The 25,707-nt window shown below is 63.8% G+C and carries 25 protein-coding genes and 1 pseudogene; 15 read left to right on the top strand and 11 right to left on the bottom strand.

All coding sequences use genetic code 11. The features are described 5' to 3' along the window. Positions 1–280: 280 nt before the first annotated feature. Positions 281–2,713 (top strand): EAL domain-containing protein, encoded by a 2,433-nt coding sequence (locus X735_RS152130; RefSeq protein WP_023811115.1) that lies wholly within the window; start codon positions 281–283, stop codon positions 2,711–2,713. On the opposite strand, the gene X735_RS152135 is transcribed toward X735_RS152130, so the two are convergent. Continuing rightward, positions 2,710–3,399 carry a TlpA disulfide reductase family protein gene (locus X735_RS152135; protein WP_023811114.1) on the bottom strand — a complete coding sequence of 230 codons (690 nt, stop codon included), beginning with the start codon at positions 3,397–3,399 and terminating at the stop codon, positions 2,710–2,712. The genes X735_RS152130 and X735_RS152135 overlap by 4 nt on opposite strands. 35 nt (positions 3,400–3,434) lie before the next feature. Between X735_RS152135 and argH the strand changes: the two genes are divergently transcribed. The 6 genes from argH to X735_RS152165 all read left to right on the top strand — a co-directional run bounded on the left by argH (position 3,435) and on the right by X735_RS152165 (position 10,782). Then, positions 3,435–4,835 carry an argininosuccinate lyase gene (gene argH / locus X735_RS152140; protein ID WP_023811113.1) on the top strand — a complete coding sequence of 467 codons (1,401 nt, stop codon included), beginning with the start codon at positions 3,435–3,437 and terminating at the stop codon, positions 4,833–4,835. A gap of 118 nt (positions 4,836–4,953) precedes the next feature. Continuing rightward, positions 4,954–5,160, top strand: a complete 207-nt coding sequence (locus tag X735_RS152145) for a lipoprotein (RefSeq protein ID WP_023811112.1) — start codon at positions 4,954–4,956, stop codon at positions 5,158–5,160. Between the two features lie 64 nt (positions 5,161–5,224). Further along, positions 5,225–6,493 (top strand): diaminopimelate decarboxylase, encoded by a 1,269-nt coding sequence (gene lysA, locus X735_RS152150; protein WP_023811111.1) that lies wholly within the window; start codon positions 5,225–5,227, stop codon positions 6,491–6,493. Positions 6,494–6,532: 39 nt separating this feature from the next. Next, positions 6,533–7,474 carry a threonine/serine dehydratase gene (locus X735_RS152155; RefSeq protein WP_023811110.1) on the top strand — a complete coding sequence of 314 codons (942 nt, stop codon included), beginning with the start codon at positions 6,533–6,535 and terminating at the stop codon, positions 7,472–7,474. A gap of 235 nt (positions 7,475–7,709) precedes the next feature. Then, positions 7,710–10,298: a TIGR02302 family protein gene (locus X735_RS152160; protein WP_023811109.1), complete on the top strand. Its 2,589-nt coding sequence runs from the start codon at positions 7,710–7,712 to the stop codon at positions 10,296–10,298. 112 nt (positions 10,299–10,410) lie between these two features. Next, a complete protein-coding gene (locus X735_RS152165) occupies positions 10,411–10,782 on the top strand; it encodes a glyoxalase superfamily protein (RefSeq protein ID WP_023811108.1) in 372 nt (123 codons plus the stop codon). Here X735_RS152165 and X735_RS152170 read toward each other — a convergent pair. Further along, positions 10,761–11,642: a LysR family transcriptional regulator gene (locus X735_RS152170; RefSeq protein WP_023811107.1), complete on the bottom strand. Its 882-nt coding sequence runs from the start codon at positions 11,640–11,642 to the stop codon at positions 10,761–10,763. The genes X735_RS152165 and X735_RS152170 overlap by 22 nt on opposite strands. A gap of 221 nt (positions 11,643–11,863) precedes the next feature. Here X735_RS152170 and X735_RS152175 point away from each other — a divergent pair, with 221 nt between their 5' ends. Beyond that, on the top strand, positions 11,864–12,811 hold the full coding sequence (locus X735_RS152175; RefSeq protein ID WP_023811106.1) for a DMT family transporter: 948 nt from the start codon (positions 11,864–11,866) through the stop codon (positions 12,809–12,811). Here the strand turns inward: X735_RS152175 and X735_RS152180 are convergent, their stop codons facing one another. The 3 genes from X735_RS152180 to X735_RS152190 form a co-directional block, all read right to left on the bottom strand. Next, positions 12,812–13,183: a response regulator gene (locus X735_RS152180; protein WP_023811105.1), complete on the bottom strand. Its 372-nt coding sequence runs from the start codon at positions 13,181–13,183 to the stop codon at positions 12,812–12,814. It abuts the gene before it with no gap. A gap of 198 nt (positions 13,184–13,381) precedes the next feature. After that, complete coding sequence (hpt, locus tag X735_RS152185) at positions 13,382–13,924, bottom strand: hypoxanthine phosphoribosyltransferase (protein ID WP_023811104.1); 543 nt, start codon at positions 13,922–13,924, stop codon at positions 13,382–13,384. 23 nt (positions 13,925–13,947) lie between these two features. Next, on the bottom strand, positions 13,948–14,592 hold the full coding sequence (locus X735_RS152190) for a hypothetical protein (RefSeq protein ID WP_023811103.1): 645 nt from the start codon (positions 14,590–14,592) through the stop codon (positions 13,948–13,950). A 192-nt stretch (positions 14,593–14,784) separates the two neighbouring features. Here X735_RS152190 and ftsE point away from each other — a divergent pair, with 192 nt between their 5' ends. The 3 genes from ftsE (at position 14,785) to X735_RS152205 (ending at position 17,291) form a co-directional block, all read left to right on the top strand. Next, the gene (gene ftsE / locus X735_RS152195; RefSeq protein WP_010911739.1) at positions 14,785–15,444 is read left to right on the top strand and encodes a cell division ATP-binding protein FtsE; all 660 of its coding nucleotides are present in this window, start codon (positions 14,785–14,787) and stop codon (positions 15,442–15,444) included. Beyond that, a complete protein-coding gene (locus X735_RS152200; RefSeq protein WP_023811102.1) occupies positions 15,437–16,432 on the top strand; it encodes an ABC transporter permease in 996 nt (331 codons plus the stop codon). The genes ftsE and X735_RS152200 overlap by 8 nt, the downstream gene beginning before the upstream one ends. A 133-nt stretch (positions 16,433–16,565) precedes the next feature. Further along, positions 16,566–17,291: a YdcF family protein gene (locus X735_RS152205; RefSeq protein WP_023811101.1), complete on the top strand. Its 726-nt coding sequence runs from the start codon at positions 16,566–16,568 to the stop codon at positions 17,289–17,291. On the opposite strand, the gene X735_RS152210 is transcribed toward X735_RS152205, so the two are convergent. Both X735_RS152210 and X735_RS01000000165825 read right to left on the bottom strand, forming a co-directional pair. Further along, the gene (locus tag X735_RS152210) at positions 17,292–17,924 is read right to left on the bottom strand and encodes a pyridoxamine 5'-phosphate oxidase family protein (RefSeq protein WP_023811100.1); all 633 of its coding nucleotides are present in this window, start codon (positions 17,922–17,924) and stop codon (positions 17,292–17,294) included. Positions 17,925–17,948: 24 nt separating this feature from the next. Beyond that, positions 17,949–18,417 (bottom strand): annotated as a pseudogene (locus X735_RS01000000165825) (DUF1348 family protein). 116 nt (positions 18,418–18,533) lie between these two features. On the opposite strand from X735_RS01000000165825, the gene X735_RS152215 reads away from it, so the two are divergent. Both X735_RS152215 and X735_RS152220 read left to right on the top strand, forming a co-directional pair. After that, complete coding sequence (locus X735_RS152215; protein ID WP_023811099.1) at positions 18,534–19,436, top strand: LysR family transcriptional regulator; 903 nt, start codon at positions 18,534–18,536, stop codon at positions 19,434–19,436. 119 nt (positions 19,437–19,555) lie between these two features. Continuing rightward, positions 19,556–20,356: a 1-acyl-sn-glycerol-3-phosphate acyltransferase gene (locus tag X735_RS152220; protein WP_023811098.1), complete on the top strand. Its 801-nt coding sequence runs from the start codon at positions 19,556–19,558 to the stop codon at positions 20,354–20,356. 25 nt (positions 20,357–20,381) lie between these two features. Here X735_RS152220 and X735_RS152225 read toward each other — a convergent pair whose 3' ends face one another. The 3 genes from X735_RS152225 to X735_RS152235 form a co-directional block, all read right to left on the bottom strand. Continuing rightward, a complete protein-coding gene (locus X735_RS152225) occupies positions 20,382–21,008 on the bottom strand; it encodes a LysE family translocator (RefSeq protein ID WP_023811097.1) in 627 nt (208 codons plus the stop codon). A 90-nt stretch (positions 21,009–21,098) separates the two neighbouring features. After that, the gene (locus tag X735_RS152230) at positions 21,099–22,046 is read right to left on the bottom strand and encodes an aldo/keto reductase (RefSeq protein WP_023811096.1); all 948 of its coding nucleotides are present in this window, start codon (positions 22,044–22,046) and stop codon (positions 21,099–21,101) included. 121 nt (positions 22,047–22,167) lie between these two features. Beyond that, the gene (locus tag X735_RS152235; protein ID WP_023811095.1) at positions 22,168–22,689 is read right to left on the bottom strand and encodes a gamma-glutamylcyclotransferase; all 522 of its coding nucleotides are present in this window, start codon (positions 22,687–22,689) and stop codon (positions 22,168–22,170) included. Between the two features lie 141 nt (positions 22,690–22,830). Between X735_RS152235 and X735_RS152240 the strand changes: the two genes are divergently transcribed. Together X735_RS152240 and X735_RS152245 are read left to right on the top strand one after the other, a co-directional pair. Further along, complete coding sequence (locus tag X735_RS152240; RefSeq protein ID WP_023811094.1) at positions 22,831–23,829, top strand: DUF2125 domain-containing protein; 999 nt, start codon at positions 22,831–22,833, stop codon at positions 23,827–23,829. A gap of 7 nt (positions 23,830–23,836) precedes the next feature. Then, complete coding sequence (locus X735_RS152245) at positions 23,837–24,760, top strand: sugar kinase (RefSeq protein WP_023811093.1); 924 nt, start codon at positions 23,837–23,839, stop codon at positions 24,758–24,760. Positions 24,761–24,767: 7 nt separating this feature from the next. Here X735_RS152245 and X735_RS152250 read toward each other — a convergent pair whose 3' ends face one another. Then, positions 24,768–25,703, bottom strand: coding sequence for a prephenate/arogenate dehydrogenase family protein (locus tag X735_RS152250; protein WP_023811092.1), 936 nt, complete (start codon positions 25,701–25,703; stop codon positions 24,768–24,770). Positions 25,704–25,707: the final 4 nt, after the last annotated feature.

Here is a 25,707-nt window from a genome sequence, read left to right as displayed (position 1 = left end):
GTTTTGTTGCAGATCGACGAACTTCACCCTTTACCTCACGCCACCCTCGCCTCCGCTTGGAGACATGGAAAGCCACACGGTTAGCCGGCTTAGCGCGACGACAAGCGCGCCAGGAACTACCATCGGAACTGCCAAGCTGGCTTCGGCGTGTCAGCCCTGATTGCAGCCGCCGCAACCCGAAGAGACACGCCAAGGTTGCAGGCGACTTTATCGATCCCTCAACGGCAACGCGCTACTCAATCCTGCTGCCCTGTTTATTTCCAAAGATCAGGTGAAATAAATGCTGACGGTCTACAATTGTATCGTCAACGAACACGATCTGAGACTGGTCGCACTTGCCGCGCTGATCTGCGGAATTTCCTGTTTCTCTGCCGTCAACCTGCTTCATCACATAAGCCGCTCCACCGATCGGAACCGGCTTGCCTGGCTGATGATCGCGGCCACTTCGACCGGCTTCGGCATCTGGGCAACGCACTTCATCGCCATGCTCGCATTCACACCGGGCATACCCAGTGCTTACGATCCCGCACTCTCCGTGCTTTCGCTCGCTGCTTCGGTCACTCTGACGGCAGCCGGCATGTGGATCGCCACCTTGCGGAATGAGTTCGATTATCATCTCGTCGGCGGCGCCGTGCTGGGCGGCGGTATCGCGGCCATGCACTACATTGGTATGGCGGCGTTCGAGGTTCAGGGCCGCATCGAGTGGAACCTGTTGCTTGTCGCCGTTTCCCTTCTGGCCGGCGTAACGCTCGCGGCGCTGGCGCTGCGTGTCGTGCAGCGCCGCCCCTCCATGAAGGCGACATCCGGCGGCGCGGTGCTGCTGACGCTGGCAATCTGCACCCTGCATTTCATCGGCATGGGTGCCGTCTCGATCTTCCCCGATCCCTCGATCGTCATATCCGAATACACGATCGAGCCGACCTCGCAGGCTTTCGCCGCCGCCGCCGCCACATTGGTGATCCTGGTCCTGTCGGCATCGGCGCTGTGGATCGATTTGCGCTTCCGTCGCCAGAAGCTCGAGGTCGACCGCATGCACGGCCTGGCCAATGCCGCCGTGGAGGGGCTGATCGTCTGCGACGGCAACCGCATCATCAGTGCCAATGACAGCATGGCGACATTGACGGGCATCGCAACAGCGACGCTGAACGGAATGCAGCTTGGCGATCTCTTCGGATCCGACATGTCAGGCTTCGGCGAACAGCCGCAGGAGGCCGAATTGAGCGGCCGCGATGGCACGAGCATTCCTGTCGAGTTGATCGCCAGGAGCATCGACTACTGTGGCAAGCCGCACAACGTGGTCGCGGTCCGCGACATTCGCGAGCGCAAGAAGGCGGAACAGGAGATCCTGCGGCTTGCCCATTTCGATCCATTGACCGGACTGGCCAATCGCCGCAGCTTTTCCGGCCGGCTGGAGACGGAAATTGCTGCGATGGGCCGCACCAGAAAAGGCGGCCAGCTTGCGCTTCTGCTGCTCGATCTCGACCGGTTCAAGGAGGTCAACGACCTGTATGGGCATGGCGCCGGGGACGCCATGCTGCAGAAGGTTGCGCATTGCATTACCGGCATCCTTCGCCAGGGACAGATGGTGGCGCGGCTGGGCGGCGACGAATTCGCCATCATCGCGCCGAACCTGACCGACCCGTTGGAGGCCGGCCGTATCGCCGACGCGGTGCTGACCGCCATGCGCGAGGAAAACCGGCTTTCTGTCGGCGGCGGCCTGGTGTCGGCCAGCATCGGCATTGCGCTTTATCCATCGGATGCCGAGAACCAGGCCAGCTTGATAAGCCACGCCGATACGGCACTCTACCGGGCCAAGACCGAAGGCAAGGACACCTATCGCTATTTCGAAGCTTCGATGGGGGCCGAGGCGCGCGACAAGCGCGTGATGGAGCACGAACTGCGCCAGGCGGTTGCGCGCCAGGAGTTCTACCTCGTCTATCAGCCGCAGAAGGAGATCAGCAGCGGAAAGATGGTCGGTTTCGAAGCGCTGGTCCGGTGGCGGCATCCGACGCGCGGCGACGTGTCGCCGAGCATATTCATCCCGGTGGCCGAAGACAGCGGAGCCATTGGCCAGATTGGCGAATGGGTGCTGACGGCTGCCTGCGAGGAAGCCGCCCGCTGGGAAAATCCGCTGACGGTGGCCGTCAACGTTTCGGCGGTGCAGCTCCACAACACGAATTTCAGCCGCAAGGTCCACGAAACCTTGCTGAATTCCGGCCTGGCGCCCGGCAGGCTCGAGCTTGAGATCACCGAGACGGCGCTTGTTAAGGACATGCCGCGGGCACTGGCCACCTTGCGGCAGGTCAAGGCGCTGGGCGTGCGCGTCGCCATGGACGATTTTGGTACAGGCTATTCCTCGCTCTCCAACCTTCGCGCCTTCCCCTTCGACAAGATCAAGATCGATGGCTCCTTCATCAAGTCCGTCGACAAGAACGGCCAGGTCGCGGCGATCGTGCGCGCCGTCCTGGGACTTGGACGCGGTCTCGGCCTGCCGGTTCTGGCGGAAGGTGTCGAGACGCTCGGCGAACTGAAATTCCTGGACGCCGAAGCCTGCGAGATCGGCCAGGGCTATTACATCGGCAGGCCAGCTCTCATCGAGGAATTCGGCGAGCTGACCGGTGTAGTCGCACCCGCTGTCGGCAGCAAACCCGCCACCTTGCGCGACAGAAGCGTTCTGGCCTTCGCACCCGCGCCTGTCCTCAATAGGGCTTAAAAACTCTCGGGCTTGAGTGCCGTCTCGATCAGCCGCCTGGCGTCCGGCCCCGACCATTCGGCCGGGCCGTTCATATGGGCGATCAGGCAGCCTTCGCCGTCGATCAGCATGGTAACGGGAAGGCCTAGCGCCAGGCCGCGCTTCTTGAGGTCGTTGAACAGCGCCATCGTCGAATCCCGGTAATAATCGAGCGTCGCGACGCCGGTATCGCTGAGGAACTTCTTCGGCTTCACATCGTCGCCGGCATCGACATTGACGGCGACCACTTCAAAGGAGTCGCTGCCCTTTTCCTTCTCCAGCGCATCGAGCGCCGGCATTTCGGCACGGCACGGCGCGCACCATGTCGCCCACAGATTGAGCAGCACCGTCTTGCCGGCATGATCGGCAAGCGTCATCGGCTTGCCGTCCGGGCCATTGAAGGCAAGGCTCTTCAGGGATTGTGGCGGATCGGCCGGCAAAAGTGCCGCAACCTCACCGGTGGCCGACGCCGCGATTTTCTTGGCGCGGTCGCTCTTGGCCGCGCAGGCGACATCGTCCTTGCTCTCATCCACGGCAGCTTGTGCCGGTGCATTGTTGCCAGACCGGCTCTCGCTGACATATACCGCGACCGCGCCCGCCAGCGCGCCCGCCACCAAGGCGGCGAGGATCAGGCGCGGGGCCGGGAAGAATCTACTACCGTCTGCCATTTTCTCAAAACTGCTCCGAAGCACGGGTTATAGCCATGAGCGACAAGAAAACCAGCAACCAGATGTGGGGCGGACGTTTTGCCTCGGGTCCGGCCGCGATCATGGAAGCGATCAACGCGTCTATCTCCTTCGACCGCAAGCTTTATGCGCAGGACATCAAAGGCTCGATCGCCCATAGCGAGATGCTGGCGCAAACGGGCATTATTTCGGCGGCCGACCAAGAAAAAATCGCAGACGGGCTGAACACGATCCTGAAAGAGATCGAGGCCGGCAGCTTCGAGTTCTCGCCACGGCTCGAAGACATCCACATGAACATCGAAGCGCGCCTTGCCGATCTGATTGGCCCGGCGGCCGGCCGCCTGCACACCGCACGCTCGCGCAACGACCAGGTCGCGGTCGATCTGAGGCTGTGGGTCAAGGAGGAGTGCTTTCGCGTCGCCGGGGCGTTGAAGGGGTTGATCGAGGCGCTGCTGGAGCGGGCCGAGGAGCATGCGGCGACCGTGATGCCGGGCTTCACCCATATGCAGGCGGCCCAGCCGGTGACCTTCGGCCATCATTGCATGGCCTATGTCGAGATGTTTTCTCGCGACCTGTCGCGCGCGCGCGATGCGATCGAACGGATGGACGAAAGCCCGCTCGGTGCCGCAGCCCTCGCCGGCACCAGCTTCCCGATCGACCGTCACCGGACCGCCAAGGCGCTCGGCTTCCGCGAGCCGATGCGCAATTCGCTGGACAGCGTCTCGGATCGCGATTTCGCGCTCGAGTTCCTCGCTCTTGCCGCGATCTGCGCCACGCATCTGTCACGGCTGGCTGAAGAGATCATCATCTGGTCGACGCCGCAATTCGGCTTTGTCAGGCTGTCGGACTCGTTTTCCACCGGCTCATCGATCATGCCGCAGAAGAAGAACCCCGATGCAGCCGAACTGGTGCGCGGCAAGACCGGCCGCGTCACCGGTCATCTGGTCGGCCTGCTGACGGTGATGAAGGGCATGCCTTTGACCTATGGCAAGGACATGCAGGAAGACAAGGAATCGGTGTTCGACGCCGCCGAGACGCTCGATCTGATGCTGGCGGCGATGACCGGCATGGTCTCGGACATGACGGTCAACGCTGTTGCGATGAAGAAGGCCGCCGGCTCCGGCCACGCCACAGCAACCGACCTTGCCGACTGGCTGGTACGCACGCTCGGCCTGCCGTTCCGCGAGGCGCATCATGTCACCGGCCGGGCGGTGGCGCTGGCCGAAGACAAGAAGGTGGGGCTGGAGAAGCTTTCACTGGAGGATTTGCAGTCGATCAATTCCGGCATCAGGGCCGACATATTTTCGGTGCTGGCGGTGCAGAACTCGGTCAAGAGCCGCACCAGTTTCGGCGGCACCGCGCCGTCGGAAGTGAGGAAGCAGATCCGCGCCTGGAAAAAGCGGCTGGCGAAGGCATAATGCCGGATATTGCGAGCAGTAATATCCCGGATATTTCGACGAGCAATATCTCGGGGTGCAATGCGCCGAGAACTCGGCTAAAAGCGGCGGCTGACAAACGTTTCGGACGGATGGATCGATGACCGGAAGCAGGATTTTGGTGACGCTGACGCTGCTGGTTGCGATCGCGGCCGTTTCGGCCTGCGGCAGGAGGGGCGCTCTCGACACGCCCTATGAGGCGGCCGTGCAGGCGCGCAAGGATGCCTCGAAGGCCCACCAGCCCGTGCCGCCGGAGCCGGAAAAACCGGTCAAGGACAAGAAATTCATCCTCGACCCGCTGATCTAGAGCCGACGAGAGCGGGGCCTTCCAACCCGATCTCATCGAGCCCCAACTTTCCGGAACCACTCTCGTGAACCATTTCGACTACCGCGACGGCGTGCTCCATGCGGAGGACGTGGCGATACCAGATATCGCCGCACAGATCGGCACGCCATTCTACTGCTATTCGACGGCCACCCTGACCAGGCACTACCGGGTGTTTGCCCAGTCCTTTGCCGGGCTCGACGCGCTGGTCTGCTACGCCATGAAGGCCAATTCCAACCAGGCCGTCCTGCGGACGCTGGCCAAGCTCGGCGCCGGCGCCGACGTGGTTTCGGAAGGTGAATTGCGCCGGGCGCTGGCCGCCGGCATTCCGGCCGGCAAGATCCTGTTTTCGGGCGTCGGCAAGACCGCGCGCGAAATGGACTTTGCCCTTGCCGCCGGCATCCTCTGCTTCAACGTCGAGTCCGAGCCTGAACTCGAGCTGTTGTCGGCGCGGGCCACTGCCCTTGGCAAGGTGGCGCCGATCTCGCTGCGCATCAATCCCGACGTCGACGCCAAGACCCACAAGAAGATCTCCACCGGCAAGGCCGAGAACAAGTTCGGCATCCCGTGGCAGCGGGCGCGGCAGGTTTATGCCCGCGCGGCAAAGCTTCCCGGCATCAGGATCACCGGCATCGATACCCATATCGGCAGCCAGATCACCGAGCTGCAGCCCTTCGACGATGCCTTCGCCCTACTTGTCGATCTGGTCGGCGCGCTACGGGCGGACGGCCATGCCATCGAGCATATCGATGTCGGCGGCGGGCTCGGCATTCCCTACCGCATCGACAACAACCCGCCGCCGCTGCCCGACGCCTATGCCCAGATCGTCAGGAAGCATGTCACCAAGCTCGGGCTGAAGGTGATGTTCGAGCCTGGCCGGCTGATATCAGGCAATGCCGGCATCCTCGTCTCGGAAGTGATCTTCGTGAAGGAAGGCGACGCCAAGAACTTCCTCGTCGTCGACGCCGCAATGAACGATCTCATTCGGCCGACGCTCTACGACGCCTTCCACGACATCCGTCCGGTCGTGCAGCCGCCGGCCGACACGCCGCGCATGATGATCGACGTGGTCGGCCCGGTCTGCGAGACCGGCGACTATATCGGCCTGGACCGCGATCTGCCCAGGCTGAAGGCCGGCGATCTGATTGCCGTCTCCACCGCAGGCGCCTATGGCGCGGTGCAGGCCGGCACCTACAACACCCGCCTGTTGGTGCCGGAGGTGCTGGTCGACGGCGACCGGTTCCACGTCGTGCGCCCACGCCCGACCTATGACGACCTGATTGGGCTGGATTCGATGCCCGACTGGCTTGCATAGAAGCGCCGGAAACACACCTACCCGTCCCAGGGAGCAATCATGACGAATGGCATCACCGTCACACGCGAGCGCATTGCCGCGATGGAACCGCGCATCCGCCCCTATATCAGGCACACGCCAGTGCTGCGCGTCGACATGGCCGACTTCGATCAGCCGCCGCTGGCCGTCGACCTGAAGCTCGAATGCCTGCAGCATTCCGGCTCGTTCAAGGCGCGCGGCGCCTTCACCAATCTCCTGGAGCGGCCGGTTCCCGACGCCGGTGTCGTCGCGGCATCGGGCGGCAACCATGGCGCGGCCGTCGCCTATGCCGCCATGCGGCTCGGCCACAAGGCGACCATCTTCGTTCCCGAAGTGAGCCCGCCAGCCAAACTGGAGCGAATCCGCTCCTACGGCGCCGAACTGATCGTCGGCGGCGCCCGCTACGCCGAGGCGCTGGCGGCCAGCGAACGGTTCGCCGAGGAGACCGGCGCCTTGCAGATCCATGCCTTCAACCAGGAGGAAACGCTCGTCGGCCAGGGCACGCTCGGGCTCGAAATCGAGAGCGATTTGCCTAAGATCGACACGCTGCTGGTCGCTGTCGGCGGCGGCGGCCTGATCGGCGGCATCGCTGCCTGGTTTGCCGGCCGCATCCGCATCATCGCCGTCGAGCCGGAAGGAGCGCCGACGCTGCATCGCGCCTTCGAGGCCGGACACCCCGTCGACGCACCGGCCGAGGGCATCGCCGCCGATTCGCTGGCGCCAAAGCGCGTCGGCGAAATGATGTTCCCGATCGCCGAGGCCTTTGTCGAACGCTCGATCCTGGTCAGTGACGACGACATCATCGCCGCGCAGAAGGCGCTGTGGAACCGGGCTCGCATCATCTCCGAGCCGGGAGGTGCGGCCGCCTTTGCCGCGGTCCTGTCCGGCCGCTATGCGCCGGCGGCGGGCGAACGGGTCGCCGTACTGGTCTGCGGGGCGAATGCAGACCCCGCTACCTTCTAAAGGGGCCCACCAACTTCTGAAGGGTATGCAGGATGGAACGATAACGGCCACTTCACGTTTTTCCGAACTGCCTCGCCTTTGCCGTGTTTGCTGGTATTCTTTGAGTCGTGAGGCGTCGGGCTATCCTGCCCGCTCCACAGCATGATCCCGAAAAGTGAAATCCCTTTCGGAACAGATCATGCTCATAGGGATAGGGCCGCATCCCGGTTTCCGGGATAGGCTCAAGGAAGGGCCGATGACGCAACGACCCACCTTCAGCAGCAATCGCGGCCTCGCCGGGCGGCTGGCCGTGAGCCGGCTGGCGACGCGGGTCTCGATGATGGTCGAGCGCGGCTGGCCGTTGCTGCTTCCGCTCGTCATCGTCGCCAGCCTGTTCCTCAGCATCTCCTGGCTCGGGCTGTTCTCCCGGCTGCCGGATATGGCGCGCATCGGCCTCGTCGCTGCTTTTGCCATAGCGGCACTGGCCGCGCTCTATCCGCTGCGCTTCTTCCGCCTGCCGGGCGCCGGCGAAATCGACCGCCGCATCGAGGCCGCCAATCAATTGTTGCACAGCCCGGTGCTGGTGCAGACCGACCGGCCCAGCGGCAGGGAAAGCAGCTTCTCGCAGGCGTTGTGGCGTGAACACCAGAAGCGCATGGCCGGAAAGCTCGACAACCTTGGCGCCGACCTGCCGCGCACGCGCGTGCCGGAGCGCGACCCCTGGGGGCTGCGCGCGGTGGCGGCCCTTTTGCTCGTTACCGCCTTCGCCTTCTCCTTCGGACCGACGGGCGGCAGGATCAGCGACGGCTTCAATGCCCATGGGACGCGCGATATCGTGCCGCCGCGCATCGATGCATGGGTGACGCCACCGGCCTATACCGGCAAGCCGCCGATCTTCCTGACCGCCGATGCAAACCAGGCGATCCCGACCTTTACGGTTCCCGAAGGCAGTGACGTTTCGCTGCGCGTGACGGGCGGCTCGGGTGAGGAAACGCTCGGCTATGCCGACAAGAATGGCAACGCCCGCGTCATCGACCCCGCTGCGCCGCAGGCCGCCGCCAAGCCGGCTGCAAGCCCGGCGCCGCCGTCCAAGGTGCGCCAGTTCACCAGCAAGCTGACCGGCGACGGCACGCTGACGCTGACGTCGGGCGAGGACCAGCTCGGCCGCTGGGCCTTCGCGGTCGTATCGGACAAGCCGCCGCAGATCCGCTTCGTCGGCGAGCCCAAGCGCGCCGCCAACGGCGCCTTCGAGCTAAACTACCAGATCGACGACGACTATGGCGCCGCCACCGCCAGGGCGGTGTTCGCGCTCGCCGATCCGCAGGCGCCGAGTGCGCGTCCGCTGTACGGTGCACCTGAAATGCCGCTGACGCTGCCGCGCCGCGGCGGCAAGTCGAACGCCGCCAGGACCTCCAAGGACCTGACCGAGCATGTCTGGGCCGGCAGCAGCATCAAGCTGACGCTGGTCGCCACCGACGATGGCGGGCACACCGCATCGAGCCAAACCAAGACGCTGCTGATGCCGGAGCGGCCTTTCGCCAATCCGCTGGCACGCGCCGTGATCGAACAGCGCCGCCTGCTGGCGCTCGACGCCAACGCCAAGCCGCGCGTGCTCGACCTGATGGACGCCATCACGCTGCGGCCGGAAGACACGTTCGACAACATGTCCCACTACCTTGCCATCATGAGCGCCCGCACCCGGCTGAAGATGGCCGAGAGCGACGATCAATTGCGCAGCGAAGTCTCCTATCTCTGGGAAATCGCGCTCGGCATCGAGGAAGGCAATCTTTCGGCCGCCGAAAAACGGCTGCGTCAGGCGCAACAGGCGCTGCAGGACGCCATCAAGAATGGCGCAAGCGACGCTGAAATCGAAAAGGCGATGAAGGAACTGCGCGAGGCGATGAACCAGTTCCTGCAGGAATTCGCGGAGCGCGCCAAGCAGAATCCCAACGCCCCGCAGATGCAGCAGAACGGCCAGGAACTGCGCCAGAGCGACGTCGATCGCATGATGGACCAGATCGAAAACCTGGCCAAGTCCGGTGATCGCGACAAGGCCCAGCAACTGCTGTCGCAACTGCAGGACATGATGAACAATCTGCAAGCCGGCCGTCAGCAGCAAGGCGGCCAGCAGGACAGCGAGATGCGCCAACAGATGGACAAGCTGGGCGAGATCCTGCGACGTCAGCAGGAGATGATGAACGACACCTTCCGCATGGATCAGATGCAGCGCGGCGAGCGCCAGCGCGGGCAGAACCGTGACGAGCAGCTCGGCGAAGGCGGCCAGGATGAGGACAGACCCGGCGTCGGCGAAGACCGCGATCCGCTCGCCCGGCAAAAGCCGATGACGCCCCAGGAATTCGCCGATGCGCTGAAACAGCTGCAGCAGGGCCAGGGCCAGTTGCAAAGCGACCTCGAGCAGCTGAAGAAGGGCCTCGAAGGCATTGGTATGGAGCCCAATGAAGGATTTGGCGAGGCCGGCAAGTCCATGGGCAATGCCGAACAGGCACTCGGCGAGGGCGAAGGCGATGCGGCCGTCGGTCATCAGGGCCGGGCGCTGGAAGCGCTGCGCAAGGGCGCCAAGGACATGATGAAGCAGATGCAGGCCATGCAAGGCGACCAGGGCGGCGGCGAGGAAGGCGGCCGCCAGCAGAACGCCGATCGTGATCCGCTCGGCCGGCCACGCGCCAGCACGGGTCCCGACTTCGGCGATTCGGTGAAGGTGCCCGACGAGATCGACGTGCAGCGTGCCCGCCAGATACTGGAAGCGATCCGCAAGCGGCTCGGCAATGCGCTCAGCCCTGATATCGAACGCAGCTATCTGGAACGGCTGCTCGAGCTGAAATAGAGCAATTCCAGGAAAAGTGTGAAGCGGTTTTCCGTCCGGAATTGCGAAAAAACATAGGATTGCCGCCCGCGTCCGTCCCACCTGAAAAATCCTCTCGCACGGTTGCACCACCATGCCCAGACTTGGCGCCGTCACACCCATCCTGCGCATCTTCGACATTGCCAAGGCGCGTGAATTCTATGTCGGCTTCCTCGGCTTCGAGGTGCAGTGGGAACATCGCTTCGCGGACGACGCGCCGCTTTACATGGCGGTCGGCCGCGACGGCTGCGTTCTGCATCTCAGCGAACATCATGGCGACGGTGCACCCGGCATCGCCCTGCGCATCGAGGTCGAGGACATCACGGCTCTTCATGGCGAACTGATCGGCAAAAACTACCGCTTCGCCCGGCCAGGCGTGGAAGAGACGCCTTGGAAGACCCGCGAGATATCGGTCGCCGATCCGTTCGGCAACAGGCTGCATTTCTACGAGGATGCCGCCGGCTGACTGAGCCTGTTGACGAAGGCTTCGCGGATAGCATCCTGCATGCCGTCGATCGCCTCGCCTGACGCATTCGGGTTGCGGTGCATCACCACGTTCGAGGAATCGATGGCGCCGAATCCGTCTGCCGTGGTCAGTTCACGACAGCCGTCCGGAATGTTGCTGCGCGAAATCGGCGCGATCGCCAGTCCGGAGGTGACGGCGAGCTTGAGGCCGCCGGTGGTGTCGCTGGTATAGGCGACACGATAGGCAAGATCGCGCTGCTCCAGTGATTTGATGGCAAAGTCCTTGCACCAGCCGGCCCGGTTGTAGAGCGCGATCGGCACCGGCTGTTCCTCATGCATATGGTGCAGGGTCGACGTCACCCACACGGTCGGGTCCTGCATAAGCACTTCGCCGCCGGCAGGATCCTGCCATTCGAACACCACGCACAGATCGAGCTCGCCGGCAGCGAGCGCCGCCATCTGCGCCCCGGAATGGGCATAGCGCACGGTGACCTCGACCTGCGTATGACGCTTCGAAAAAGCGCCGAGAGCGCGCGACAGGATGGCGTGGCCATATTCCTCCGGAATGCCGATGCGAACCGGACCGCCAAGCGGCGCTGCCGCCATCGATGCCGACGTCTCGTCGAGCAGCGAGACAATGCGGCGGGCGTTGACGATGAGTTCGCCGCCGCGCCGCGTCAACGCGACGCCGCGCGAACCGCGCTCGAACAGGCTGGCGCCGATCAGCTCTTCGAGCTTCTTCATCTGCATCGACACCGCGGATTGGGTGCGGCCGGCCTGCTCCGCCGCCTTGGTGAAATTGCCGGTCTCGGCAATCGCCACGAAGGTGCGCAGGAGGTCGCTGTCGAGGGTCGGCCGCATGAAACCCGCCATAAGAGAATTTGATTGCTGGCATCATTCCAATTCGTTTGCAACATGTCAAACGGCGGACGATAGTGGCCTCACCCATTGGATATGCGGCTGCGAAATCAGCCGCGGACCAATCAAGAGTCCTCACTCGTGCCCGCTGCCCGAAACGGTGGCGGGTTCTTTTTACCCGCAAGCGGCAGCTTCGGATCGTACGCGCAGGAGCCTGGATGCAGATGCAGAATCGGATGGTGGGCGGCATCCTGAGCCTGTGCCTCGGCGTGCTGGTCTTTTCGCTGCAGGATCCGCTCGTCAAAGCCGTGTCGAGCGGCTATCCAGTGACCGAGGTGATGGCGATCCGCTCGATCGTCGCCCTGCCGATCCTGATCGTTCTGGTCCATGCCGATGTCGGCTTGCGGGCGATCCTGTCGAAGCGATTCGGCATGCTGACGGTGCGCGCCTTCATTCAGTTCACCTCCTATACGATGTACTACCTGGCCATCGCTGCCTTGCCGCTTGCCGATGCCGTGGCGCTTTATTTCATGGCGCCGCTGTTCATCATGGTGCTGGCCGGGCCGTATCTTGGCGAGCGCGTCTCCTGGCAGACACTGGCAACCGTGCTGATCGGCTTGTTCGGCGTCCTCGTGATGCTGCGTCCCGGCGCAGGACTGTTCGACTGGGCAGCGCTGCTGTCGCTGGGCTCGGCGGCGCTCTATGGTTTTTCGCAGCTGATGGCCCGCAAGATCGGCGATACTGAATCGTCCACCGTCATGGCCTTCTATCAGAACGGCGCCTATCTGGTCGGCGCCGCCGTGGTTGCCGGGGCGTTTCATCTAGCCGGCATCACCCACGCCGTCCACCCGAGCCTGGAATTCCTGGTAAGGCCATGGCTTTGGCCGACGCTGCCGGATTTTCTCAAGATGGCCGCCTGCGGCTTCGTCGCCTCCGCCGGCATGATCCTGCTGTCGCAGGCCTACCGGATGGCGCAGGCCAACCGCGTTGCCACCTTCGAATACACCGGCATCCTGTGGTCGCCGCTGTGGGGTTTCCTGTTCTTCGCCGAAGTACCGCGGTCGACGACCGTCATCGGGGCCGCCTTGATCATCGGCGCCGGCCTGTTGGCGCTCAACACCGAACGACGCAAGAGCGCAGCCCCCGTGCTCGCTACTGCCGATCCAGCCTGATCAGGCGAAGCAGATCAGCGCCCGTTCGACGCGCGAGCGGATTTCGGCCAGCGTGAAGGGCTTCTGCACGACATCGAGGATGATGCCGTTCAATTCCTCGGCGCGCTCGCGCTGGTCGGCATAGCCGGTCATCAGCACGATCTTGATCGCCGGAAACAGTGCCGCAGCCGCGATCGCCATCTCGATGCCGTCCATCTCCGGCATGCGGATGTCGGAGACGACGAGATCATAGCCGCCACGCGCGGCCTGGATCAGCGAAAGCCCCTGCGCGCCGTCCGCCGCGATATCGATTGTGTGCCCGGCGCGTTCAAGCGCGCGGGCGGCCAGGGTGCGGACGGACTCATCGTCCTCGACGATCAGAAGCTTTGCCATGGCCGGCATATTTGGCCGCCAAAAGTTGACTTTTCCTGAAAGCCCAGAGCAATTCAGGAAAAGTGTGAGACGGTTTTCCCGGGAAAAGTGCAAAGCGCTTTCCCTTGGGAATTGCGTCAAAACAAAAAACTAGAGCGGTTCGGCGTTTTCGTGAAGCGACGACCCGCTCTAAGCGTCAGCAAACCTTTTTGATGCCGCTCAGACATCCCCTTTGACGACACCGACAAACGGCAATTCGCGAAAAGCATGGGCGACATCCATGCCGTAGCCGACGACGAAATAGTCGGGGCAGTCGAAGCCGACATAATCGGCATTGAGCTCGGTCTGGCGGCGCATGCGCTTGTCGAGCAGCACGGCGATCGAACAGCTCTTGGCGCCCCGCGACAACATCAGCTCGCGGGTAAAGCTCAGCGTCTTCCCCGATTCGAGAATGTCGTCGATCAGCAGCACGTCGCGGCCGGCGACCTCATTGTCGATGTCGCGCAGCACCCTCACCTCGCCGCTGCTGGTGCCGGCCCCGTAGCTGGAGATGAAGATGAATTCGACCTCCGGCGACAGGCCGACATCGTGCATGGCCCGGATGAGATCCGCGGCGAAGATGAACGAGCCCTTCAGCACCGAGATCACCAGCAGATCGTGATAATCGTGTCCGGCAATCTCCTTGGCGAGCTCGAGATTGCGCCGCGCGATCGCCGATGCCGAAAACAGAACCTCGATGTCCTTGCCGCGTACGATGGGCATTGATGGTCTTCCCCGGTGATCGCCTATTCGGCGAAAGTGACCGACACGGTCTTCACACCGTTTCTAGGCAAGTCGAGCCGGCTGGCAAAGCCGAATCTTTCGCCAGAGGCCAGCGAGCGGCCGGATGTCCCCAACGTATAGCGGGTGGTCTGCCCGTCATTGCCAGTCACCCGGATTTCAAGCGGCGGCAACTGCGTCGGTTTCGCACCGTCATTGACGGCCTCGCCATCGACGAACAGTGCGGCGTTCGGCCCGGTAGCGTCGACGCGTGACGTGACGCCCGAAATGCTGAGCGCCGACGCCTGCGCGCTGGACAGGAACGGCGCCTGGCGCACCAGCGCATGCCCGCCGGAGGTCCAGAATGCGGCCAAGGCAGCGCCGATGCCGGCGACCCAGAAGATTGGCCCGCCGCGTGAGGTTGGCGGTCGTTCTGCCGGAGTCTCGGGCTTGCGCAACATGTCCATGCCGTCGATGGGCGGCGTGACGATCGCGCGCGGCAGCGGCGAAACGCTTTCCACGGCAGGCGCAAGGCGCGGCATCACCACGTAGTCGGCATCGACGATGTCGGCAGCCGAACCGCGCATGAACCGGTCCGCTGCGGCGATTGCCGCCGGATCGGTCATGATTTCGCCGGAAACCGGGCGCGCGGTTCGATCGTCAGCCATCATGGCCCCAGCATTGCAGCACGTGTTCGCTTTTCGTTTCTTTTGCGTAAACACAAATGGTTAACGCTTCCCCACCGGAGCCCTCGTGACGAGCCGAAACAGCCCAGAAATTAACCGCCGGTTAACCATGCCGGCCGATGGTCTTTATCTAAAACAGGCCGGCTCGCCGCCGTGCCGAAATTCAGGTCGTCGAAATTGATTCGTTTCGAAAATGTCGGCCTCCGCTATGGCATGGGTCCGGAAATCCTCCGCGACATCTCCCTGCACATCCCGGAGCGCTCCTTCCAGTTCCTGAGCGGGCCTTCGGGCGCCGGCAAGACGACCTTGCTGCGCCTGCTGTTCATGTCGCTGAAGCCGACGCGCGGGCTGATCACCATCTTTGGCAAGGACCGTTCGCGCATCTCGCGCACCGAATTGCCGCATCTGCGCCGCCGCATCGGCGTGGTGTTCCAGGATTTTCGCCTGCTCGACCACATGACCACCTACGAGAACGTCGCGCTGCCGCTGCGCGTGCGCGGGCGCGAGGAGGCGAGCTACCGCACCGATGTCACCGAGTTGTTGAAGTGGGTCGGGCTGGGCGAGCGCATGCACGTGCTGCCGCCGGTTCTGTCCGGCGGCGAGAAGCAGCGCGCGGCGATCGCGCGGGCGCTGATCGAGCAGCCGGAAATCCTGCTCGCCGACGAACCGACCGGCAATGTCGATCCGCCGCTGGCGCGACGCCTGCTGCGGCTGTTCATCGAGCTCAACCGGCTCGGCACCGCGGTGGTGATCGCCACCCACGACCTTGGCCTGATGGAACAGGTCGACGCGCGCCGCATGATCCTGGCCGGCGGAAGGCTGGACATCTATGACTGAACTGTCCGCCGAACATTTTGTGGAACGGGAGCAGGACGCCGAGGCGACCGAGGCAAAGCCCCGCGCCCAGCGCAGGATGGCGCCGATCGTGCCGGCGCAGAACATCGCTGGCCGGGCACTGGTCCTGGTCATCGCCATCATGACCTTCCTGTCCTGCCTGACTTTCGGCGCGGTGACGCTGGTGCGCGACACAGCGTCCGTCTGGGAGAACCAGATTTCGCGCGAGGCGACCATCCAGATCAAGCCGGTCGACGGGCTCGACATGGAAGCAGCCCTTACCCAGGCCTCCCAGATCGCCGGTGAATTCCCTGGCGTCAAGACGACCCGGATCATCGACCGCGAGGCGACCGCGAGGCTCCTTGAGCCCTGGCTGGGCTCGGGGCTCAACATCGACGAATTACCCGTGCCGCGCCTGATTATCGTCACCATCGACGAGAACAGCCCGCCCGATTTCGCTGCCATGCGCGCCGCGATCACGCCGAAACTGCCGAGCGCATCGCTCGACGATCACCGCACCTGGGTCGACCGGCTGGTAGCCATGGCCCGCACGACGGTGACCATCGGCATCGCCGTGCTGGCGCTGATGCTGTCGGCGACCGTGCTGACCGTGGTGTTCGCGACGCGCGGCGCCATGGCCGGCAACGGTCACATCATCGAGGTGCTGCATTTCGTCGGCGCCGAAGCACGCTTCATCGCGCGCGAATTCCGCCGGCATTTCCTGGTCACCGGCATGAAGGGAGCAGCGGCTGGCGGTGCCGCCGCAGTGCTCGTGTTCATCGTCTTTTCCTGGTGGTCGTCGCGCAATATGGCGACGCCGCAGGCCGACCAGGCGACCGCCCTGTTCGGCAATTTCGCCATCGGTTCGGCAGGCTATCTCGGTGTCGTGTTGATGGTGCTGGTGATCGGCGGACTGACAGCTGCCACGTCCCACGTCACCGTCGTTGCCTATCTCAGCGACATCGATGTCCGCCAGCCGGATGCAGGCTAATTCATGTCGCCCAAAAGTGGGAACCGGTTGGGGGACAACGACATGGATAAAACAGGGTGATCACGGATGGAGAATTCACGTAACGCAAAGTGCGTCTTTTACCTACCCAAAGCCGCATTTCAGGATTAACCATATGGCGATGGACGCGCGGGATTCGACCGGTACGGCTGGGCAGATGCCAGTGGTGGTTGCCCGTTCGCATGACCGCCGCGCTGTGAGCCGTCTAAGAGCCGCGTTGCGCCTTTCGGCTCTGTCTCTGCTCATCCTCGCTACGTTGTTTGCCGGCGGTTTCGGCTGGTTCGCCAATAAGGTCAGCCATCTGACGACGCCCGCCAATCCGGCCAGGGCGGACGCGATCATTGTCTTGACCGGCGGCCAGTCCCGCCTCGATGCGGCGATGGATCTGCTGGCGTCCGGCAAGGGCGAACGGCTGCTGATCAGCGGCGTCCATCCTTCGGCCAGCCGCCGCCAGTTGCAGGCGGCGACCGGCGGCGACAAGAATCTGTTTTCCTGTTGCGTCGACATCGACCGCGCCGCGCTCGACACGATCGGCAACGCCGAGGAAAGCGCCAAATGGGTCGAGAGCCACGCCTATGGCACGGTGATCCTTGTCACCAACAATTATCATATGCCGCGCAGCCTGCTGGAAATGGGCAGGCTGCTGCATGGCGCCAAGCTCGAGCCCTATCCGGTGGTCAATTCCAACCTCGACAATGGCGGCTGGCTGACCAAGCCGCGGGCATTGCGCGTGCTGTTCACCGAATACAACAAATATCTGCTGGCGCTGGCGCGCGGCATCGTGCCGGTCAAGCCGACGCCTAACGGCATCGCACTGGCCGAAACCGCGGCCGGCGGCTGATTATTCCCCTGCGGCCGCGCCCGAATTTCCCCTGAGCCGTGCGATCTCCTGCTCAAGGCGTTCGATACGCTTGTCCCGCTCTTCGAGTGCCGCCGCCACGTCGGCCGCCTCGAACCGTTGCGGGATATGCTGCGGGCAATTGGCATCCCAGGCCGAGACCGTGAACAGGATGACCTGCTCGGGGCGCGCCTTGTAGTCTTGCGGCATCAGTTTCGCCATCAACTCGGCGTCACTCTCGACGACCCGCGCCGTGCCCCAGATCTTGATGCGCTGGCGGTGCATATAGTCGATCAGGAACAGGAACGCCCTTGGATTGTCGGCCAGATTGCCCTGCGTGATGAACTGCCGGTTGCCGGCAAAATCCGCGAAGCCGATCGTGTGTTCATCCAGCACCTTGAGGAAGCCGGCGGGCCCGCCGCGATGCTGGATGTAGGGCTGGCCATCGCCATTGGCCGTCGACAGGAAAACGCTGGTCTGCATCTCGACGAAGGCGGCAAGGTCCGGGGTGATGCCGGCCTGCCAGCCGCCACGCTCCTCGACGCGGGCATAGGACTGACGTGAGCCCTTGCGGGCCTGGATCGCCTTGACGGTCGGCGTGAAGGCAACGTCGCTGGTGAAAGCATGCGCGTTCATTGAAAGCTTCCTTGCGGCAAGATGCTAAAGTCCGAGCTCCGACAGTGTCGGGTGGTCGTCCGGCCGCCGGCCGAGCGGCCAGTGATACTTGCGATCGGCCTCGCCGATCGGCAGGTCGTTGATGCTGGCGATGCGCAGGCGCATCAGTCCATGTTCGTCGAATTCCCAGTTCTCGTTGCCGTAGCTGCGGAACCATGAACCGCTGTCGTCGTGCCATTCATAGGCGAAGCGCACGGCGATGCGGTTGCCGTGGAAGGCCCAGACGTCCTTGATCAGACGATAGTCAAGCTCGCGGCTCCATTTGCGTGTCAGGAACGCCTGGATGGCATCGCGCCCTTGCAGGAATTCGGCCCGGTTGCGCCAGCGACTGTCCATTGTAGGCAAGCGCGACCCGTGCCGGATCACGGGAGTTCCAGGCGTCCTCGGCCATGCGCGCCTTTTGCGCTGATGTCTCTGCGGTGAAGGGCGGCAGTGGCGGCCGGGCTTCGGACATGGCAACTCCTTTGCGAGGCCATGCTGCAGGCAGGCCGACACCCAATATAAAGCCTTCCATCCTTCCAATGCAGATGGCATATTTGCAACTCATCCTTCCATTTTCCGGAAGAAGCTATGGATCGTCTCGAAGCCATGTCGCTCTTTGTCGCCGCGGTGGAGGCCGGCAGCCTTTCCGCAGCCAGCCGCCGTTTCGGCATTCCGCTGGCGACGGTCAGCCGCAAGGTTTCCGATCTGGAACGCCATCTGAACACACGCCTTTTGAACCGCTCCACGCGCAGGCTGACGCCGACCGATGCCGGCCAGGCCTATCTTGCCGCCTGCCGCCGCATCCTCGACGACGTCGGTGAGGCCGAACGCACGGCTGCCGGAGAGTACAGCGCTCCAACCGGCGAACTGGCCATCACCGCGCCGGTCGTCTTTGGCCGCCTGCACGTGCTGCCGGTCGTCACCGGCTTTCTCGCAGCCTATCCCGACGTGGACATCCGCCTGATATTGGCAGACCGCATAACCCAGCTGGTCGAGGACCATTTCGACCTCGCCATCCGCATCGGCCGGTTGCCCGATTCGAGCCTGGTCGCCATGGGCGTCGGCGCGATCCGCCGCGTCGTTTGCGCCAGCCCCGCCTATCTGGCTGAACACGGCACGCCGATCACCCCGGAAGATCTGGAAACACACGATTGCATCACCTTTGAGGGACTTGCTTCCGCCGCCACCTGGAGCTTCATCAAGGGCAAGGCAGAAATCCCGGTTCAGGTCCATTCACGGCTTCAGGTCAACACCGCCGAAGCGGCCATCGATGCGGCGATTGCCGGCGTCGGGCTCACAAAAGTGCTCTCCTACCAGATCGAGGCCGCGCTGCGGTCCGGCATGCTGCGCGTCCTGCTGGAGGAGTTCGAGCCAAAGCCATGGCCGGTAAGCCTGGTGCATGCGGGCCATGGCCTGCTGCCGGTGAAGCTGCGTGCCTTCCTCGATTTTGCCGGCCCGCGCCTGAAGGAGCGGCTGGCGCGGCTGAAGTAGCGGAACCGGGTCTCCCCAATCGGCGACCGCTTTCTTCGTCGGTCAAGGCGCCCTGCGGCCATTTCCTTTTTCCCCGCGCTTGGTGTAACCAACGCTCACCTCCTCACCGGGCCTCCCCCATGCTCTATGCCAGATCGCTGACGTTCAATTTCGTCTTCTACGTCAACCTGATCGTCCAGATGATCCTCTGGACCCCCTATTATTTCCTGTCGCCCCGTCACCGCGCCTGGTTCGTGCCGAAATTCTGGTCGCGCACCTCGATGTGGCTCTTCGACAAGATCGCTGGAACGAAGAGCGACATCACTGGCCAGGAAAACCTGCCAGCAGGCTCGTTCATCCTGGCGCCCAAGCACCAGTCGTTCTGGGACGCGATCGCCTTCTTCCCCTTCCTCCAGGACCCGCTCTACATCTTGAAACGAGAGCTGACCTGGATCCCGTTCTTCGGCTGGTACATCATGAAGATGCGGATGATCCCGGTTCACCGCGGCAGCCGCTCGAAGGCGCTGAAGGCCGTGGTCGCCGCGACCAAGGAGGAGATGGCGCGCAACCCTCGCCAGCTGATCATCTATCCCGAGGGCACACGCCGGGCACCGGGCGACGAACCGGCCTACAAATACGGCATCGTCGAAATCTATGCGCAGCTTGGCGTTCCGGTGGTGCCGGTTGCCCATGTCGCCGGCCTGTACTGGCCGCGCCGGAAATTCCTGCGCTACCCCGGCACCATCAAGGCACGCTTCCTGCCGCCGATCCCGCCCGGCTTGAGCAAGGACGAATTCATGGCCCGGCTGATCGGCGAGACCGAGGCTGCCTGCGACCAATTCCTGATTGATGTGGCGCGCGGTCCGAGCCCGCCTGCCTTGCCTCCGACAGCGGTGAAAAGGCTGCAAGAGCTGGACGCGGCTGAAAGAACCAAAGCCTGAATCGGAAGTCTCCGGCCGACAGTTCTCAACCGAACACGGCCGGCGTGGTGGTCAACACCAGCGTCGCGGCAAAGACCAGATTGATGATCCGCGAGGCCGCCGGCCGGCGCAGGAAGCGCGCGAACGATGCTCCCACGACAAGCCACAGAGCATGGATGGCAACGATCATCAGGGCGAGAGCCGTCAGCTTCAGCCATGGACCAAGCTCAGTGGCGCCCTGTTCGGACGAAGCACCGGCGAACACGGCGGCGATCGCCACATAGGCCTTTGGATTGGCGACCGCGAGAAGGAATCCAGCCAGCCATGTTGGACACGAAGCCTCGGCGCCGCGTGCTGCCATGGGCGCCGCCGTGGCGACCTTGAAGGCGAGATAGAGGATGTAGGCCGCGGAAGCGAAAGCCAGCAACGGCGCCAGCCTCGGCATCGCGGTGAGCACCGCCACGACCCCGGTCGCGACAACCAGAAGCACGGCGATCGTGCCCAGTATGATTCCCCAGGCATAACCCAGCGAGCGGCGCAAACCGAAGGCAGCGCCAACGGCGGTAACGCTTATCGTCGCCGGTCCCGGGCTGCCCATGATCACCAGGGCGGCAAGCATCAGCGCGAGAAGTTGTCCCCAAAAATCCGGCTGCGAAAGAAGCGGCTCAGCCATTTTATCCTCTGTCCTGCCTTGCGCGAAGAGACGGTATGGCAGGACCAGAGGGGCGTCTTGGACGTTCGTGCGAGGCGTCGCGACTGAGCTTCAGCCGCTCGCCTTGTCGAGTTCGGTCATGTCGGCGGCGGTCAGTTTCAGCGACGCCGCCCTGATCAGGCTGTCCATCTGTTCAGGCTTGGTGGCGCTGGCGATCGGCGCGGTGACGCCCGGCCGAGCGATAACCCAGGCAAGCGCCACTTCCGCCTGCTTGGCCGAATGCCTTGATGAAACCGCGTCGAGTGCCGCAAGGATGCGCATGCCGCGCGCATTGAGATAGTCCTTCACCCCGCCGCCACGCGGGCTTTGACCGAGATCGGCCTCGCTGCGGTATTTGCCGCTGAGGAAACCCTTGGCCAGGCTGAAATAGGTGATGACGCCGATGTCCTCGGCCACGCATAGATCGCGCAACGGCCCGTCGAAGGACGAGCGATCGTAAAGATTGTATTCCGGCTGCAGCACCTCGTAGCGCGGCAGGCTGCGCAAGCTCGCCACATCGAGTGCGGCACGCAACTGGCCGGCGTCGAGATTCGAACAGCCGGCATAGCGGATTTTGCCCTTGGCGAGCAGCTTCTCGTAGGCGCCAAGCGTTTCTTCATAGGGCGTTGCAGGGTCCGGCCAATGCGACAGATAGAGATCGATAAACTCGGTCTGCAGCCGCTTCAGCGATGCATCGACGGCCTTTTCGATGTATGCGGCGGACAGGTCCTTGTGCCCCTGCCCCATATCCGAACCGACCTTGGTGATCACCACGACTTTGTCGCGATTGCCACGGTCTTTCATCCATTTGCCGATGATGTTTTCCGATTCACCGCCTTTGTGGCCGGGAACCCAGCGCGAATAGGCATCCGCCGTATCGATGGCGTTGAGGCCGGCGCCGACGAAGCGGTCGAGCAGGTCGAACGAGGTTTTCTCGTCGGCGGTCCAGCCGAAGACGTTGCCGCCCAGAACCAGCGGCGCGATGGACAGGTCGGTGCGACCGAGACGACGTTTCTGCAAGGCGTATCTCCGGGATGATTGGGGCGGGCAAATGGCGCCCGCGGGCTGAGAGTCGGAGCCTAACCTAAGTCTTGCCTGAACGAGGTCAAAGGCCTGGCCGCCTTTTTCCGCAGAGCCAGCTTCACAAAGGCGCGACCTGCCTGGCGACATCCTCCAGCCAGTGGTCGCGGATGCCCAACGCCTCGAGATGCTCAAGCGTGCTCAGCACATAGTCCTCGTTGTTGCCGGACTGGCCGACCGCGCCGCGCACCATGGCCGCCGCATCCGCCGCGTCGAGCGCTCCGGCATATTGCTCGTGGTGGCGGTCGACAATGTAGACCACCGCGTCGACCGTACCGCCCCCGTCGAGGCGAATCTTGAGCATGCGCTCCAGATAGACATTGGTGACCAGTTCGCGCTCGCGAAGATAGGCCATGACCTCGTCGTGCAAGTCGCCGGGAACGCGGAATGCGAGGCCGACGCAGGACCCGCCACGGTCGAGGCCGAGCACCAGCCCCGGCCGCTCGCGCGTTCCGCGATGCACGAAGGAATAGACGCAGAGCGAGCGCCGGTAGCCATGCAGGCGGGCACGCTGTGTTTCGACATGCGCGAATCCCGGCCGCCAGATCAGCGAGCCATAGCCAAACACCCAAAAATCGCCCATATCGCCGCGCCTGATTGCAAAAGATGCCAACACCGAACCGGACCGGTGTTTTTTCCGCCCGTCCCGTCTAACTATTCGTCTGTCTACCTGGCGGAATCGCCTACCCGTCCGCAACACCCATGCGTTAACGAGAGCCAAAGCATGACGTCAAGTGACGAACGCCAGCCGAACAAACGTCGCCGTGTGGTCTGGCTTGCAGCATTCATCGTCGTGCTGTTCGCCCTCTACAGCGGCGGCTGGTTCTATCTGGCTGACCGCGTCAGGAGCGAAGCCGACAAGGCGGTTGCCACGCTCAACAAGAATGGCGTCGAGGCCGGCTGCGGCAATCTCCAGGTCAGCGGCTATCCCTTGAGCTTTACCGTCTCCTGCGACAACCTCGCCTATGAGGACGATGCCAAGAACATTGCGGCTTCAGCCGGCAGTTTCAACGCAGCCGCCCAGATCATCCAGCCTCTGTCGCCGGTTGCCAATCTGCGCGGCCCGCTCAGGACCTCCGTTCCGGACATGGTGCCGCTGTGGATAGACTGGGACAATCTGCAGGCCAATTTCAAATTGTGGTGGCCGCTGCCGCAGCGGATTTCGCTGGAGGCAGAGGGCCTTTCCGGCCAGACCGACCCGGCCGACGACACCGATCCGGTGCAACTGTTCAGCGCCGGCAAGGCATCGGGTCAGTTGCAGCCCAACGGTGAGGATATCGACTATCTCGGCAGTTTCGGCGATCTCGAGATCGACCCCGACGCAATTGGCGGGCGCGTGCTTCCGGCGCTCGATGCCAGTGGCGACGTCACGCTGAAGAACGGTGTCGCGTTGATCGGCACGCAGGTGAAGAGCCTTCGTGGCCAGGCGATCGAAATCCGCAACCTCGACCTGTCGTCGGGGACGGCGCGCGTCACCGTTTCGGGACCGCTCTCGGTCGATGCCGAGGGCCTGATCAACGCCGATCTGATGATCAGGCTGAAGGACCCGAAGGCGGTGGCGGCCATTCTCGGCGCCGCCATACCCGAGCAGAAAAGCCAGATCGAGCAGGGCTTTGCTGCCCTGGCGGTGCTCGGCAACGAACCGTCGATGCCGCTGAAGGTGGTCAGGGGCAAGGCCTCGCTCGGCTTCATTCCGCTGGGCAAGATCAAGCCGGTGGAATAGCGCTGCGATGGCAAGACCCGTGAAGCTGCTGAGCGTTGGCGCTTTGACGCTGGACACCATCCTGCGCGTCGAGACGCTGCCCGTGCATCAAGGCAAGTTCATTGCCTCCGACGGCGTCCAGATCGCCTCGGGCATGGCCACGAGTGCTGCCTGCGCCGCGCATCGCCTGGGGGCCGAGGTATCGCTGTGGGCGAGCGCGGGTGACGATGCCGTCGCCGACCAGCTCATCGCCGGCATCGAGGCCGAAGGCGTCGATTGCACCTTTGTGCGCCGCGTCAGAGGCGCCCGCTCGGCGCTGGCCTCGATCCTGGTCGACGCGTATGGCGAGCGCATCATCGTGCCGTTCTATGACGGGCTTGCCCAGGCCGATCCCGAAGCCTTGCCGGTCGCCGACCTCACGGCATTCGACGCCGTACTGGTCGATGTCCGCTGGCCAGGTGCGGCAGCCCTTGCCCTGAGAGCGGCGCGCGCCCTCGGCCGGCCGGCAATCCTCGATGCCGATACCGCACCGTTGCAGATCCTGGAACAGCTGTTGCCGCTCGCCACGCACATCGTCGCTTCGGAAACGGCGGCGCGCATTGTCTGCGGCCAGGCGCTCGATCCAGAAACGGCTTGCGCCGATCTCGCCAGCCGCACCGACGCTTTTGTCGCAGTGACAGGCGGCGCGGCGGGCAGTTGGTGGCACGACCGTCGCGCAGGCTGCGTGCGCCATGTCGCGGCACCGAAGATCAAGGCGATCGACACATTGGCCGCCGGCGATGTCTTTCACGGCGCCTTCGCCGTCGGGCTGGCGGAAGCCATGCCGGTCGAGCAGGCTTTGCGCTTTGCCAGTGCGGCCGCCGCGCTCAAATGCCTGCGCTTCGGCGGCAGGCTTGGTGCGCCGAACCGGGCCGAGACGCTGGCCATGGTTGCGCAGACCTGGCCAGCCTGAAACTGACTTAGCCCTTCGCGGGATGCTCGACGGCCTGGCGACCGAAATCGGGCACGTCGATGTCCTGGCCGGCCTCGATGATCGAGCGGCGCACAGCGCGGGTGCGGGTGAACAGGTCGAAGAGTTTTTCGCCGTCCCCCCAGCGGATCGCGCGTTGCAGGGACGCCAGATCTTCCGAGAACCGCGCCAGCATTTCGAGGATGGCGTCCTTGTTGTGCAGGCACACATCCCGCCACATGGTCGGATCGGAAGCGGCAAGACGCGTGAAGTCGCGGAAGCCGGAAGCCGAATATTTGATCACTTCGGACTTGGTCACCGACTGCAGATCGTCGGCGGTGCCGACGATGTTGTAGGCGATGATGTGCGGCAGGTGCGAGACGATGGCCAGCGTCATGTCGTGATGCTGCGGGTCCATGGTATCGATGTTGGCGCCGCAGCGGCGCCAGAACTCCGACAGCCGCTCCAGCGCGTCCGCGTCGGTATCGGGCAGCGGCGTGAAGATGCACCAGCGATTGTCGAACAGGTCGGCGAAGCCGGCGTCGGGGCCGGATTTTTCCGTGCCCGCCAGCGGGTGGCCGGGAATGAAATGGACGCCTTCAGGGACATAAGGCTGCATCTGCGCGATGACAGACGCCTTGGTCGAGCCGACATCGGTGAGGATCGCGCCCTTCTTCAGCGCCGGCGCGATTTCCTCGGCCACCGCGCCGGATGAGCCGACCGGCACCGAAATGACGACTAGGTCGGCATCGCGGACCGCCTCTTTCGCATCGGTGGTATAGCTATCGCCGAGCCCGAGTTCCTCGGCTCGCGCCAGCGTCGCCGCACTGCGCGTTGATATGGCCACGTGACGGGCCAGCCCCTCGCGGCGGATGACGCGGGCCAGCGACGAGCCGATCAGGCCGATGCCGACCAGCGCGATCTTTTCAAACATCGGTGATGTCATGGCG

This window comes from Mesorhizobium sp. L2C084A000 (genome assembly GCF_000502875.1).
Lineage (GTDB): Bacteria > Pseudomonadota > Alphaproteobacteria > Rhizobiales > Rhizobiaceae > Mesorhizobium.
The sequence above is the reverse complement of the archived record's forward strand: the minus strand, read 5'-3'. Positions and strand labels throughout refer to the sequence as shown.